Here is a 14,533-nt window from a genome sequence, read left to right on the forward strand (position 1 = left end):
CCGTCTCTTGGGTGTCGTCGTCGCCTGGCTATGAAGTTGGATCAGCATTGAGCGTTCTCCCGAATGTCACCCAAAACCGATCTTGCCATGAAAAGGGCAGATCGGCGAGGATCTATGTGATCATCCGGGATGGAACATGTAGTTCACCTAAAAGCAAAAACTCGCCGAAATGTTGCTACCTGTGCTGGCGACATGGGGTGCGTTTTCAAGAATATTGACGGTTTCTCACAGGACAGCCCGGCTTGACGAACGCCTGCCGCGTGCGACCGGAAAGGTCGGGTTTCTTGCCGATCAGACTCGAGTGCGGCGCAGTTACCAACTGCCGCGGACCTCAAATCCTGTCTTCAGGACCACCCTACGCAAAAAGTGGCAAAATTGGGGAATACTGATAAAAATGATAGGAAGCCTAATCTTATCTCACTCCCTTCTCAACTGACTGTTCTGAGACGATTTCTAAAATTTCCCAAAAGCAGGCGGGCTTTAGAATCTGCGCTCGCTGCCCGCCTCGGCGTCCTTATAGCTGGAATTGGGGCGTCCCGAAGGCAGAAACGCAAGGGCAGCCATATTTCGGTCAAACCTGGGCTGAATTATCCAACCAACGAAAGGAAATTCGATGACCCTGGATAAGTTGTTTGACAAGTCTGTTTCTGTGTCCTTCCCGCCGGCAGGTTCCGTGAATGTACGCATCGGAAACGCCGTCGAAGGTCCCGGAGGGAGATGGGTGCCATGTGCGTCCGCAATCGCGGATGGTGAATACGTTTCCTGTGTATACGAAGTAGGACCTGGTCGCAGACAGGTTTGTGCCGGTATCTACCCTACCTATAGCGCCGATCAGGCGCTTTCCCATGCGGTTGAACTTGCTACGACTGCTGCCGCTTAGGAACTCTGATGGTGTTGTCACTTAGGCTGGGTGCATGAGACAGCCTTTGATGTGCTAGACGTGACACCGCTTCCCGCCTCAAATCATTGCGCATACGGTCTGAATGTACGTCTACTTCAATCTCAGTCTACGTGAGGTCGGGCAAATGCTGCTGGAACGCGGTATCGACGTATCCTATGAGACTGTCCGACGCTGGACCCACAAGTTCGGGTCTCTGATCTCACGAAACCTGCGGCGAGGACAGACGCGCCCCGGTGACGCCTATCCTCTGGCTGAGGTGATTGTGAAAATCTCGGGGCAAATGTTCTGGATCTGGCCTGCGGTCAATCAAAATAGTGTCGTTCTGGAGTAGATCCTGCAATCCAAGCGGGCTGCGTGACGGTTGCTGGTCCGCCCGATCAAATGTCACGGGCTGCCCAAACGGATCATTACCGACAAGCTTCGTTCCTATAGGGCGGCCAAATGAGAAGTGGCGCCGAGCCTTGATCACTGGTCGCACAATGGCCTCAACAATGACGCTGATAACAGTCACCCGCCATCTCGAAAGCGGCAACGAGCAATGCAAAGCTCCCGATCACCCGGCGGATTTCAGATGTGTCTCTCAATTCAGCCCGCCACACGAAATTGCTTCGCCGTTCCATCTAGACACCGCAACGCCATGACTATCCGGTATCACCGAATGGAAGGTTTCGAAGCCAGTGCAACCGCAGCCGACATTGCCTGATCCAGTAGAGGCCGGTCGTTCTTGCAAGGCCCAGAAGTCAGCGGACCAATACACGCTAGGCGCCTTTGAACTCACAAGTCTCGGCGGGTAGCGGACCCGAAGTGTAAGCGATGAGATGAAGCAATCCGTTGCTATCGCATCTGTGATCCGAAATCGGATTTCAATGGTATATCATCTTTCAGTGGCACAGCTTGGCGCTCAATCATCCGGTGTACCTTAGGTGGTTCGGTGCCGCGATGCAGGCGGACCAGCCGTGCGTGAGAGTCCGCATCGGCCTTGGTCCGACGCTCGTGATGGCGCACATATTCGACCCAGGTTGGGACATGGTAGGTCTCGGTCCAAATGTCCGGATTCTCGAGATCCCGCATCAGGGTCCATTGCTGCGCGCCGTCCCGTATCCGGATACGCCGCCGGTCGTGCATGGCTTCGAGAAACGCTGGTACATCCTGCTGCGCGATCTCATAGTCGATCAGGATCATGATCGGCCCACTGCGCTGTCGTAAGTCTAGCTGCAGTGGTGGTTCCTGAAACATGTTCAGAGGGTCCAGATCGAGGTTCTCGAAATTCGGCAGTGGCACGAAGCGCCCGGCTAACGCCCCCAAAGCCAGCACCACCGACGAGGCCAGCATTGCCATGCCCACGCCGTAGGCTTCGGCCATGATACCCCAGAGCCAACTGCCACCCGCCATGCCGCCGAAAACCCCGGTTTGATATAGGGCCAGCGCGCGACCCAGAACCCAACGCGGAGTCGAAAGCTGAACCGTAGTATTGAACAGCGACAGGGCGATCACCCAGCTTGCTCCCGCCAGCAGCAGGGCAACTGCACTGGGCAAGTAATGCGTGCTCAGGGCCAGTGTCACATTGCTGCCAGCGAAGGCAACAAAGGCAGCACGGGTGATGATCTCGTTGCGAAACCTCGCCCGCAGTCGCGCATTCAATAGCGCACCGGCAACGGCGCCAACGCCAAAGCACCCCAGCAGGACGCCGTAGACGATGGCACTGCCCCCCAGCACATTGCGCACCACTAGTGGCAGCAGTGCAAGCACGGCCACCGCTGACAGTCCGAACAGAAATGCCCTTAGAATTACTTTCAGCAGGTTCGGCGACATCGCAGCATAGCGCAGACCGGCGGAAAAGGCGCCGCCCAAAGGCTCGCGCGGCAGGCGCCGTTCCGGATAGGTCGGGTGCCAGTTCCACAACGCCGAGATGATCGCGACATAACTGAAGGCATTGACCGTGAAGGCGACCGCCGCCCCCGCCGCCGCGACGATAAGCCCGCCCGCCGCCGGCCCGACGCAGCGCATCAGGTTGAATCCCATGCTGTTCAGCGACACCGCCGCCGACAGCTCATCCCGCGATACGATATCGCCCATCGAGGCCTGCCATGATGGGTTGTGCAGCGCGGTGCCACAGCCAATCAGGAAGGTGAAGGTCAGAAGCAACGCGGGGGTCAGCAGGTTCTGGAATGCCATGAAGGCCAGCAGGATCGACACAGCCAGCATGAAACCCTGCGCCACCAGCATTACCCGGCGTCTGTCATAGCTGTCGGCAAAGACCCCGGCCAGCAACGACAAAACCATGATCGGCAGGGTGACCGAGGATTGCACCAGCGCCACCATGCTCTCCGACGTCGTCAGAGAGGTCATCATCCAGGCGGCACCGACCGCTTGGACCAGCCCGCCGAAGTTCGAAGCCAGTGCAGCAACCCACAATGTCCGGAACGTCGGATTGCGGAACAGTGTCAGAGTGGGTGCATGGGTCGCCAAGCTATTGGTCCTGCATGATATGGGTGTTGCACTGGCAATATGATCACTCATCGAACCGGTTAGGCAACCGGCAAGTTGCTCGTCCTGAACTTGGATAGTTCGGTTCGATCAATAAGAGCCATTCCACTGAGACGGCGTCAACGAAGCGAAGCTAAATCAGCCTTTAATACTCTAGGTCGATCCGCCGCTTACTGTAGGGAGCGGCCTCACCGGCTTTGTCATGGTTCTATGTCGCATCGTGACCAAGATCCGTGTTCCGTTCAGGCGGCGATTTCGGCGGGAAGATGGTCGCGGTCTGATCGTGGACGGATAGAAAACGCTGCGCCTGGCGCGGGGATTTGAAACGACCTATGTTCTTTTCTCTTCTTCGGGTATTCGATGCGACGCCTTGGAGCGGTTATTCAAGTCTTTGTGCGATCTGTGGTCGACACTGGGACAAAGAACCCGGACGGCCAAGCCATAGCTGCGCAGGTTGTCCATTGTCCAGCAGTGCATAGCGAAGCCATGTCACGTGAGGGGCGCACGATAACGCGTGGCGCGCCCCATCTTTCCATTAGTTTCTTAGAATGCGCTTGGCAGCATGTGCGTTCCTACGACTTTGAATGAAGATTTCCAGCATGTCTCCGTTGGAGTTGACCGCTCGCAAAAGCCAGTGCTTTCTTCCTTGAATTGCGATCACGCCCCGCTCGGCTAACTGATCCTCAATATCGCGCAAGCTCAGGGCAAACTGATGGTACGATCAAACGGCGTAGGAGATGATGGACCGAGGGAAACGGAAGCCCTTCAGGCGAGGCTCTGAAATTTGGCCGATCACGAGAGATGGCTATGCGAGCAGCCGGGGCGCATCAATAACATGACAATTCCGGCTCATGTACCCCGTTTACGCTCATGCCGGAACACCGACAACCGATGCCGAGTATATGCGACAATACCGATCAGTAGCTATTTTGTTTGCAGGATCGACACTTAAGACGGCACTCTTCGCCTTTGGCAAACTTGCATGGCGGTCTAAAATGCAATCGCTCTTGACAGTTTCAGGGGCCTGTGATCCCCTTTTCCTGCAGCAACTGGGCTGCACTCAAATCGGCATGAACGCCTCTACGCTCTCACATTGGTGAGATAAAGCGTGGGGCGTTTTTTTGTGTTTTCAGGAACGGTTTGCGCTGCGAACCCACTTCAGGAGTTTAGGCCGTCGGCACTATCTGCCCCCATCTAACTGCGCATGCCGGACCCCATCGGTTGGCGGATTGCGTGAAGCAGTTTCAAATCGGAAATCGGCAGCCCCGGCGCGTGGACAAAGTCCATCCGCGGGTTTTGCCGCAGCAACATCAAAGGACCATCTCATGAAAAGCGCCAATCATCCGGACAAGCGAATACCAGCCACCGTGATCACCGGTTTCCTGGGGTCGGGCAAGACCACCCTCGTGAATCACATCCTACACAAGGAACATGGCAAAAAGATCGCCGTGATCGTAAATGAATTCGGCGAGATCAGCATCGACGGTCAACTCGTCGTTCAAGAGGATCAGGCCGAGCTTGTCGAATTCAACAATGGGTGCCTGTGTTGTACCGTGCGTGGGGATCTTATTGACACACTCAAAGACCTTCGGGACCGCGCCGGCGATCTGGACGGAATCCTGATTGAAACCACGGGCCTTGCTGATCCGGCGCCGGTGGCCTCCACCTTTTTCGTGGCAGACGACGTAAAGAGCGTGATTCAACTCGACGCATTCGTCACGGTTGTCGACGCCGTCAATCTGGCGGTCAACCTCGAACAAAGCCACGAGGCGGTAGAGCAGGTAGCCTTTAGCGATGTCGTGTTGATCAACAAAGTGGATCTGCTCGAACCGGGCGCGCTAGCTGATGTCGAAGCGAGAATCCGTGCACTCAACCCGCTGGCGCGTATCCACCATACGACAAATGCCGAGATAGATCTCGACCACGTGATCGACATCGGGGCCTTTGATCTTGTGCAGAAACTGGAGGTGGATCCGGGATTCTTGGAGGATCATGAACATGAACATGACGACGACGTCGGTTCCTTCATCATCGAGGAGAGCCGTCCAATCGACTTGAACCGTTTCAACTTGTGGCTCAATAACATGGCGCAGGACATGGGGAACAATCTGTACCGGACCAAGGGGATTTTCCATGCACGCGGTTTTCAGGAACGCATTGTGTTCCAGAGCGTACGCATGTTGACCACGATGCGCCCCGAGCGCCGCTGGGAGGACGATGAAGTCCGCGCGTCTCAGTTTGTCGTGATCGGCAGGAACCTGGACCGGGAAGCCTTCTCTAGAGGCTTTTCCCAATGTCTTGTGAACTAGGTCGCGTAGATGCCCAGTGACGCGATCAATGATGCGAATGTTGACGAGGCCGTGGGCGAACCAGTCTACCTCGTGCATGTCTTCTGCTGTGTCAACGAACGCCCGAAGAGTCATCGCCGTGGCTCTTGCGGGGTGAAGTCCAGCCGTCAGCTCTGTGATTACATGTGCCGCCTTGCCATGACGCTGGGCATCGCCCGCATTCGCATCAACCAGGCGGGGTGCCTGAACGTATGTGAGCACGGCCCGGCGATGGTCATCTACCCGGAGGGGGCGTGGTACAAGTTCGAGACAGAGGAAGATGTAGCTGAGATCCTTCGGTCGCACATCCTCAAGGGCAAAAAGGTCGACCGACTGGCCCTGTCGATCAACCCAAAGACGCTCCATTGAGGTCACCTATTTGACTGTGCGCTACGTCACAAGAGTGCAAGTGCCGGGCTGTGTCCCACAAGGACAAGGCCCGGCTCGCGGTGCCGGTCCCGACGGTGGACGAACCACTCGGGTTGGGACAGAGCGGCACAGCGTATTCTCTTGGTGTCGGGCCATTATCTTTGCCGAGATCGTTTAGCACCGCAATTTGGCGCCAGACGCCGCGCATCGTATGACTTGGATGGAACAAGCGGGAGTCGATTTCTGGTGACAGAAAATCAAAGCACAAAAGCGCGCATTTTGGTTTGCTCGACCTGCGAAGGCGAGCGCAGCCGCACTGCGGAATCCGATGCGGTGCTTGAGGCCCTGGAACGTGCTGGATTGGCCGACCGGATCACCTTTGAATTCGGAGGTTGCATGGGGGCGTGCGCCGAGCCGGTCGTGATCGGCCTGCAAGGGGAGGGACTTGCCTCTTATGTCTTTTCCGGTCTCAACCTGCGTGAAGATGCCGATGACATCGCAGCGACGTGCGAGACCTACCTGATGTGCCGCAAGGGATGGATCATCGACGCCCACCCCTGCGGACGCTTGCGCGACTGTCTTCGCGCAAGGCTGCCGGCTTTAAGCTGACTAATCGAGCGCAGCGGGTCGGGTCGCCGTCGCCCGCAGAGCTTTACCTGCGATGCTCAGTGTCTTGTGGTCGTTCGAATTCAACGTCACTGCGACCGTGGCAGCCTCGGGCAGTTCGGCAAGGTGCATCCAGTTTCCGTAGAGCCGGGCAATCTTGGTGCCATCCACGTAAACATGCGCGTGCCCTTCGCTGGGCACATGGGGCGCACCGGCATGTTCCGGCGCAAACCGGAATGACTCGGTCTGCACATGCAGGTTCCAGCCCGAGACCGGGTCCGGCAACAACTTGATCGACAGGGACGGTGCGCCGTCGACCGGCAGGTCCACCATCGCGTCATGATCGTGGCCATGCATGTCCCCGTGGGCAGCCGAGTGACCATGGGCACCGTGATCGTGCCCGTCCAGCGTCACGTTGTTTGAAGCGGCGGCCAGAAAGCCGAATCCGCCTCCCAGACCAAGGCCGATAGCGAATATTGCGAGTATGCGGTTCATTGTCGTGCTCCCTGTAAGACGGACCCCTGCCAGAACGCGGCAGGAGGCCGTGGGTGTTGTCATGCCGTGGCGTGTTGTCTGTTGCCTTCGGTGTTCCAAAAGTACCCCGCGCAAGTCCCCAGGATCACCCATGACACCATGCCGACCCCAAACGCTCTGGCGGCAAAGAGCGCTCCGATCTCGGTCGGGACCGGTCCTGTGAAGTTGAGTGGTTCGGGGGCTCCGATGACATGTGGTGCCAAGAGCAGAATGGCCGCGATACCGTAGGCGATGCTGCTTTTGCCAAAAGCGATAAGCCACATGGCCACGCCGGCAGAGACGACGGTTGCCAGCCACCAAATCTGGCGCAATTCCAGGTCTGCCGCAGCCACGCCTGGTACCTCGGGCGCCAGAGACAGGCCGGGGGCAAACTGGAATGCGACAAAGCCAGCAAGGCCCCAGAACATCCCGGTTCGCGGCGTGATGTCATGACCGCGCTGTTCTGCGATCGACATCAGTGCGACCAGGATCATGGCATAGCCGGTGTAGACCAGCGCGGCGAACAGGATGCTCATTCCGTCGCGCAAGGCGTCAAAGCCGGGCAGTTCAGGATGCGCCGACACGAGCGCGCCACCGAAGTGCACCAGTTCACCGGACTCGTAGAGTTCGGCATGCAGGAGCACCGGTTGCACGAACATCAGTTGCAGCAGGGCGGAAACCAGCCCTGCTACAACGCCAGCGAACAGTGCGCTGACTAGAACTCGAGAAATCTGCATGTCAGTGGCACGGAAAGCCGGTGGCATGACGCACGTCATGGGCCGCGTCATGCAGGGCGCTGGCTTGGACGTGGCCGGAGAGAAAAATAATGCCGCAGCCCAGCATAAGGCAGATGATGGGGGCAACGAGGCTGTTCTGTTTGGCGATGGTGGTGTTGAGCGTTTGAATGGTCATTTTGGTTTCTCCTTGCGACCCGACAGATAGGGTCTGTTTTGATGATGGGGTTGAACGGGACGCCAGCATCTGCCGACGACACCAAGTGATAGGGCGAGAAAGTCTTGGCTCCGGAATTTCCCTCGCACGAAATTCCGACATCAACTCTCCTCTTGAATAGCGACAGAGGGGAGCCCCGCCTCGGCCCGGAGCTTCAAGCTCCAATTGGAATGAGGGGGAAGTTGATCTAGAGAGGTTGCAAGCCTGCGCTTGCAACCGCAAAAACTGGATACACCCATCACGCCTGCTCCATTCGGATATCGGCAGGTTTCAAGGCCTTCATGCTTTCCTTGCCTGCGGCGTATACCGCCAGATCTTCCTTCTTGAGGTTCGAAAAGATGAGGTTTGCGTAGGCGGTCAGCTCATCAAAAAACTCGTTGTGATGTGCGCTGCATCTATCCGGTTGATCGCCGAGGTAATTGGAGCTGAGCAGCGTTTCCAAATCTCCGACTATGCCATCGGTGTCCATGTTGCGGGCGCAATAGATATGGGCGTCGATGCTTTCGGCAGTGTATCCATCGACCAGTCCGGAATATTGCGGCACAAAGCTGACCCATTGCTGGAGCACGCTGTCCCAACGCGAGCGCGGCTCGCCGGGCAGGACCTGGACGCCGGGGTGGCTGAACTTGGCGACATTGAACATTAGACACGCACTGCCGGTCTGCTTGCCGAGGGCACTTTCCAGATGGGTCGCATTGTCCTGCACCGCCCACCGCATGAAAGAATCCGAGACGAAACGGTTGGTGACCAACTGTTTGAAGTGCTGTCGCACCGCCCGGATACCGGTCGCGGTATAGGCCGTGAGCCGTTGCCAGCTATGTTCAGTCGAAACGATAAAGCACCCGCCGGGAAAGGGGTTGTCTTCGGCAGACCCGCTTGCAAATCCGTCGAGTTCCTCAAGCGACACAGTCTGTGCGAGGCTGTTTTCATAAACGCCGTCGTCACTGTGGCTGAGTTGCGCGACAACGACGATTTTGACCTTGTCACCTAGATCGAGAGCTTTGACTCTACGTGCAATATCTGCCGAAATTCCGCTGCCTGTTCCACCGGCCAGACTGTAGGCCAAGAAGATGGTGGACGGGTTCTGGGACGCCCGGACCTGGTCGGCGAAGCGGTCCACCGCGGCTGCCAAGGGCGCTTCATCGAGATAGAGACCGAAGACACCAGCTGCCTTGGCAACAGCGCGGGGCACGTGGTTTTGCGTGTCCGGCAGGGTGAAGTCAGCGGGCAATTCTGACATCAGGTTAGATCCGCCAGTGGCTTCATAGGGCCCGCGGGCGTCCTTCAGTTTCCCGGAAAACTCTTCGAGGCCGGGCAGGGCAAGGTTAAACGACTCGTAGTGAAACCGCTCCGCCGGAATTCCCCGTTGTGCCAAACGGGACTTCAGAGACCTGGCATAGTCGTTCGGGATATTGACATCATCCTCGCCAATATCGATCAGGAGCCCCGACAACGCGGATCCTTCGAGCGCCAAATTGTCCTCGACTTCGCCGGTTCTCAACAGCGCCTCGACATAGGCACCGCCGGTTCGGCCAATTCCGATCACATGGATATTGTGGGCCTCTGGCGCTTCGGTTTTTTCTGCCGTCATAAGTCTACTCCTGATGGTCGGTTGTGGGTTGGTTATGCGTGTGAATGTCTTGCAAGCCCGGTGTCTTTGAACGGATCGTCATGGTGCCAGCACCCGGGCCAGGACATTTCCAGCTCTTTCGGTAAAGGTCGCGGCGTGATCGGAGATGAGGTAGTTTCGCTCGCCGAAAATCCGGCGCACATAACTGTCGGCCCGTCGATCCAATGTCAGGCAAAAGGTGCGGACATTTTTCGCGGCGGCGGTCACGACGGCATCATGGGCGTCTTCAATCAGATATGCATCTTCGACGACATCAATGTCGGACGGCGCGCCGTCGGTCAGCACCAGCACAACCTTGTTGTCCGAGGCTTGTTGATCCAGAAGCGCCGTCGCATGACGAAGGGCCGCGCCCATGCGGGTGGACAACCTGCTGTTCAGTCCTTCCAGACGCGTACGGCAGCTGGCATCAAAAGCCTCGTCGATATCCTTGACGCAGTAATAGTTGACCTCTTGCCGTCCGTTCGAGTTGAAGCCGTGAATGGCGACACGGTTACTGTCGGACTCCAGCTCTTCGGTCACAGCGATGGCGGCCTGTTTTTCGAGGTCGATCACGCGGGTAAAACTGCCGGGTACGAACTTGTCGGTCGAGATCGAGAGGTCCATCAGGACGATGGTGGCCGTCGATCTCGGCCGCCTCCCGTGGTGCATGAAGATGCGTCCGTCCGGTGCGATCCCGGCGCGTTGTTCCACAAGGTTGTCGACCACCGCGTTCAGATCGAGATCATCACCCGCAGGTAAACGCTTTAGCCGGACCGAACGATCAGGGACCCGCCGCGCGGCTCTGGGTGTCTGCTGCAGGCCGCGACGCGACCGTGCTGCGGCCTGTGTCTTGCGGGCGCGATCAAAGCTGTCCTCGATGACGGTGGTCCAGCTATTGCGCATGTCCTGCAACTGGTGGTCCCATTCCGGATAGACGTATCGCGGGCGAAGATCGATGTCGGACGTGTCCTGTTGATCGGGGACTTCGTCCGCGGGCCGCATCTCGATCTCGTCAATCTCCGGCTCGAGGCTCTTGTCTTCCGGCAAAGCTTCGTCCGGGCCCCAAAGCACGGCGTTGTCGTCGCGATACAGGGGCATTGGTCGATAGTTTGGGTTCAGCTGAAGGTGCATCTTGCCGACAGCCGCTGTGAGTTCCCGTGCAAGGCGATCAAAGGCTGCAAAATCCAATAGGTCCTTGGCCGCAGCCTCTTCAAACAGCTCGCGTCCTCGGTTCACCCAAGGGTTGGGGTCCTCAAAGTGTGGGTCATGCAGGGCGCGTGCCAAGCGCGCCATGAGCCCGCCGAGGTCGAAGCCTGAACTCTCTTTCGAGGCATCAAAAAACCTGTCCCACAAACTGTGCAGACCTGGGTGGTCCTGCACCATAAGCCGCTCGACCCGGGCATCTTCGATCAGGGCAATCAGCGCCACCAGGTTCGGTCGCCGGTTGCCGATGGGGCGCTGCAGCGGTGAAAAGCGCAAATGCGCCGCAGCGTGGGCCGCCGAAGCGCGGTAGAGGGTGCCCGGCGACACCGCGTCGATGTGTTCAAAGCTGCGGGGAAACTTCATTGTCGTATCGTCGAGCGTGGGGGATGGCTTTGTCTCGTATCGATCCACGGGGTCGTGCTGGTCTACCGATATGCCGTCAAAGCCGAAGCCCGCAAGGTAATGTTCCAGGCCTTCGATCTGGTCGATGAATTGACCAGAAAGCTGAAAATCGTGCGGGTCCGAAAAGGCTATCGGGTCTTTCAGCCTAAAATGTTGCAACATACTCTCGGAGTCGCTGCGCTGCTTGAGACCGTGAAGCGCCCAACGGCGCAGGGCGGCCCCATCATCCAGCATCCGGGGCTGCACACAGACACGCTCGGCGAAAACACGCGCCGCCTTCGGTGCCTCTAAGGTGACTTGGATGATGATATCGGCCAGAGCGGTTGCATTTGCCGCGTTCGCAAGAGGGTGGGTCAGGCGCGGAAGGGCTGCGAGTAGCGTCGCGTGCGCGTGGCCGTTGACCCCCCGAAGGCGCTCGAAACACGGGCCGAAATCCGGCGCTTGAGTCTGTATGACAGTCACATCCATCACCGGGGCCCGAACTGAGCTTCTACGAAGCCGTTGAGGGCCAGCTGCAAATTACTGTCATCCGTGAGTGGTGCAGTCATGGCCAGCGCGCAGGCGTCGTGTACCGCAATTCCCTCAACGATCAGAGCGGCGGTGTGGATCAGCATCCGTGTGCTGATGCCCTCATCAAGACCCCGGCCCCGCAATTCACGCGACTGGATCGCCACGGATACCAGCCCGCGCGCGGTATCCTCGGACAGACCGCTTTCGTGCATCACGATTTCGGCCTCGGTCTCAGCTGGTGGAAAGCCGAATTCGATCGCGCCAAAGCGTTGCCGCGTCGAGGGTTTCATGTCTTTCGCGGCGCTCTGGTAACCGGGGTTGTAGGATACCACGAGGCGGAAATCCGGATGCGCTTTGACGACTTCGCCGCGCTTGTCCAGAGGCAGGATGCGCCGGTCGTCCGTGAGTGGGTGGATAACGACCGTCGTATCCTGACGGGCCTCCACAAATTCGTCGAGGTAGCAAAGCCCGCCGTGGCGCACTGCTTTCGTCAGGGGACCATCGTGCCAGACGGTACCTTGCGCGTCGAGCAGCCAGCGCCCCACGAGGTCCGAGGCTGTCATGTCCTCGTTGCAGGCCATCGTCACCAGTGGCAATTTCAGCCGCCACGCCATGTATTCAACGAAGCGGGTCTTGCCACAACCGGTCGGGCCTTTGAGGAGCATGGGTAGGTTGCGCGCCATCGCGGCCGCAAAAAGCTCAACCTCATTCCCGATGCCGCGGTAATAGGGCTCGTCCGTCAGGACCAATGTGTCAAGGCTGTCGTTCATCGCACAAAACTCTTCTTGGGGGGCCCGAGCCGCGCAACGTGCGCAACTCGGGGTGTTTGTCGTCAATCCAAGGGGAGGGGGTCAGGCGTGTTGTTTGGCCGCCACGTCGGGCTGCCCGCCTGGGGTATTGACGAGTGTCTTGGTCATCGCGGCGATCCCTTCTTCAAGGATGATCTTCCGGTTGGCCGGGGGCAGCTTGTCGCCGCGGATTTCATCGTAGGGCACGACAACCCAGCACGCGCATCCCCAGATGCATTCGCCCGCCATGCCTTCGAACCGGATCGCAGGCTCTGACAGCATCGGACCGATATCGACCAGCCACGCATGCTCGTGCAGCTTGGCTTCCCAATCGAGCAGATCGTAGTTCTTCTGGCTTTCCCAGAAGGCTTCCAGATCTGTCTTCGCAACGCCGGGCATGATGATATTGGCGTAGGAGGTCAGCGCATCGAAGAACTCGTGGTTGTAAGACTGGTAGGTCGAGTCCCCTTCGAGCAAGTAGGTGCTGGATACGAGGTCCTTGACGCCCTTTTCGATGTTGTCAAAGCCCATGTCGCGTGAGGCATGGATATGCACTTCGGCATAGTCGGTCTGGAAGCCGTCCCGCAGGCCGCTGTGCTCGGGAATGAAATCGATCCATTGTGCCAGGACGGACTGCCAGCGCGACTGCGCTTCGCCGGGAAGGACCTGAACGCCTGGGTGTGTGAGCTTGGCCACGTCAAACAGGGTCCAGTTCCGTGATTTCGACGACAGTGTCTCGTGTGGCGCCCCGGTGAAGCCGGCCGGACGAAGCGACCGGAATAGCACACGACCATAATCGAGCATGGCAAAGCGCATAAACGAGTCCGCGACAAAGCGGTTGGCCACCATCTGGCGGAACCCCTGGCGAATTTCCTTCTCGCCTGTTTCGGTGTAGGACGACAGGCGCTTCCAGCTGTGCTCGGGGTTGACGACGAAGAAGCCACCGGTGAACGGGCTCTTATAAAGGTCACCCCAGACGGTGATTACGCCGTTGTTTTTGTCATCGTCCAGCATGCAGTCGATTTCGTTCAGAGCGCAATATTGGCCTGCGCTGTTTTGAACCGAGTCATCGTCGCCGCTGTGCGATAGTTGCCCGACACCGATGACGGGGATGCGGCGCCCGAGCTTGATGTTCGACAGGTGGCGCGCCAGATCGACGACCATGCCGCTTCCTGTGCCGCCCGCAAGGCTGAAGGGCACCAGGACCATCGATGGCAAAGTTGCTTTCTCGACCGTCTCGACGAAGCTGTCGAGGGCCTTTTCCATCGGCCGGTCGCCGGCGTAATAGGCGTTGGCGTAGATGCCTTTGGCCACAAGGCGTGGGAAATGACTTCCCGCTTCGGGCATCTCGTACTTGTGCGACACGTAGGATTCGAAGTTCGGGTTCCAGTAGTACCGCGGATATTCCAGCTTCAGGAATTCGCGGGTGCGGTTCAATCCTTCAAAGAACTCATCGCGCTCCGGCACTTCCAGTGCGACGGCTTGGAAGTTGAAGCGGTCGGCTGCGACGCCACGGGATTCCAAGCGTTTTTTGAACGAGTTGGCATAGTCAATCGCGATGTCCATGTCCTGCTGGCCAATATCAACCAGAAGGATGGCGCAGGTGGCGCGGGCGTCTTCCGCCAGCAAATCCTCGATCTCGCCGGTCCTCAGCAAGGCTTCGATATAGGCAGCCCCGGTTCGGCCGATGGCGACCGTGTGGATGCAGTGCGGCGACTGCATGCCCGTGGCGCTGTTGTAAAGAGATGTTGATACCATTGGTGTGTTCTCCGTTAATCAGGCAATAGGAATTAGGTGCCGCTGGAAGCGACAGGCTAACTGGCTAGTTTTTGCTCGCTAAAAGCGCGCGTTATTCGGGCTGTGTTAT

The 14,533-nt window shown here is 58.2% G+C and carries 11 protein-coding genes and 2 pseudogenes; 4 read left to right on the top strand and 9 right to left on the bottom strand.

The features are described from left to right. Positions 1-910 precede the first annotated feature (910 nt). Positions 911-1,604, top strand: a pseudogene (locus ABJO75_RS06275) (IS6 family transposase). Positions 1,605-1,735: 131 nt separating this feature from the next. On the opposite strand, the gene ABJO75_RS06280 reads toward ABJO75_RS06275, so the two are convergent. Both ABJO75_RS06280 and ABJO75_RS06285 read right to left on the bottom strand, forming a co-directional pair. Next, a complete protein-coding gene (locus ABJO75_RS06280; protein ID WP_348128376.1) occupies positions 1,736-3,370 on the bottom strand; it encodes an MFS transporter in 1,635 nt (544 codons plus the stop codon). A 271-nt stretch (positions 3,371-3,641) separates the two neighbouring features. Next, positions 3,642-4,184, bottom strand: a pseudogene (locus ABJO75_RS06285) (DDE-type integrase/transposase/recombinase); the annotation flags it as partial. 529 nt (positions 4,185-4,713) lie between these two features. Here ABJO75_RS06285 and ABJO75_RS06290 point away from each other — a divergent pair. The 3 genes from ABJO75_RS06290 (at position 4,714) to ABJO75_RS06300 (ending at position 6,693) form a co-directional block, all read left to right on the top strand. Next, entirely contained in the window at positions 4,714-5,697 is a 984-nt protein-coding gene (locus tag ABJO75_RS06290; protein ID WP_348128379.1) for a GTP-binding protein, read from the top strand. A 9-nt stretch (positions 5,698-5,706) separates the two neighbouring features. Next, positions 5,707-6,084 carry a hypothetical protein gene (locus tag ABJO75_RS06295; RefSeq protein WP_348128382.1) on the top strand — a complete coding sequence of 126 codons (378 nt, stop codon included), beginning with the start codon at positions 5,707-5,709 and terminating at the stop codon, positions 6,082-6,084. A gap of 246 nt (positions 6,085-6,330) precedes the next feature. Further along, positions 6,331-6,693, top strand: a complete 363-nt coding sequence (locus ABJO75_RS06300) for a DUF1636 family protein (RefSeq protein WP_348128384.1) — start codon at positions 6,331-6,333, stop codon at positions 6,691-6,693. Here ABJO75_RS06300 and ABJO75_RS06305 read toward each other — a convergent pair whose 3' ends face one another. From ABJO75_RS06305 to ABJO75_RS06335, 7 genes are all read right to left on the bottom strand, one after another. Then, positions 6,694-7,185, bottom strand: a complete 492-nt coding sequence (locus ABJO75_RS06305) for a hypothetical protein (RefSeq protein ID WP_348128386.1) — start codon at positions 7,183-7,185, stop codon at positions 6,694-6,696. It lies immediately after the preceding gene. A gap of 59 nt (positions 7,186-7,244) precedes the next feature. After that, positions 7,245-7,967, bottom strand: a complete 723-nt coding sequence (locus ABJO75_RS06310) for a CbtA family protein (RefSeq protein ID WP_348128388.1) — start codon at positions 7,965-7,967, stop codon at positions 7,245-7,247. After that, on the bottom strand, positions 7,942-8,115 hold the full coding sequence (locus tag ABJO75_RS06315) for a CbtB domain-containing protein (RefSeq protein WP_348128390.1): 174 nt from the start codon (positions 8,113-8,115) through the stop codon (positions 7,942-7,944). The genes ABJO75_RS06310 and ABJO75_RS06315 overlap by 26 nt, the downstream gene beginning before the upstream one ends. Before the next feature lie 277 nt (positions 8,116-8,392). Continuing rightward, positions 8,393-9,745 (bottom strand): tubulin-like doman-containing protein, encoded by a 1,353-nt coding sequence (locus tag ABJO75_RS06320; protein ID WP_348128393.1) that lies wholly within the window; start codon positions 9,743-9,745, stop codon positions 8,393-8,395. 78 nt (positions 9,746-9,823) lie between these two features. Then, positions 9,824-11,836, bottom strand: coding sequence for a VWA domain-containing protein (locus tag ABJO75_RS06325; RefSeq protein WP_348432396.1), 2,013 nt, complete (start codon positions 11,834-11,836; stop codon positions 9,824-9,826). After that, on the bottom strand, positions 11,836-12,648 hold the full coding sequence (locus tag ABJO75_RS06330; protein WP_348128398.1) for a CbbQ/NirQ/NorQ/GpvN family protein: 813 nt from the start codon (positions 12,646-12,648) through the stop codon (positions 11,836-11,838). The genes ABJO75_RS06325 and ABJO75_RS06330 overlap by 1 nt, the downstream gene beginning before the upstream one ends. An 81-nt stretch (positions 12,649-12,729) precedes the next feature. Next, entirely contained in the window at positions 12,730-14,424 is a 1,695-nt protein-coding gene (locus ABJO75_RS06335) for a hypothetical protein (protein WP_348128400.1), read from the bottom strand. Positions 14,425-14,533 lie beyond the last annotated feature (109 nt).

This window comes from Sedimentitalea sp. (genome assembly GCF_039973035.1).
Taxonomy (GTDB): domain Bacteria; phylum Pseudomonadota; class Alphaproteobacteria; order Rhodobacterales; family Rhodobacteraceae; genus Sedimentitalea.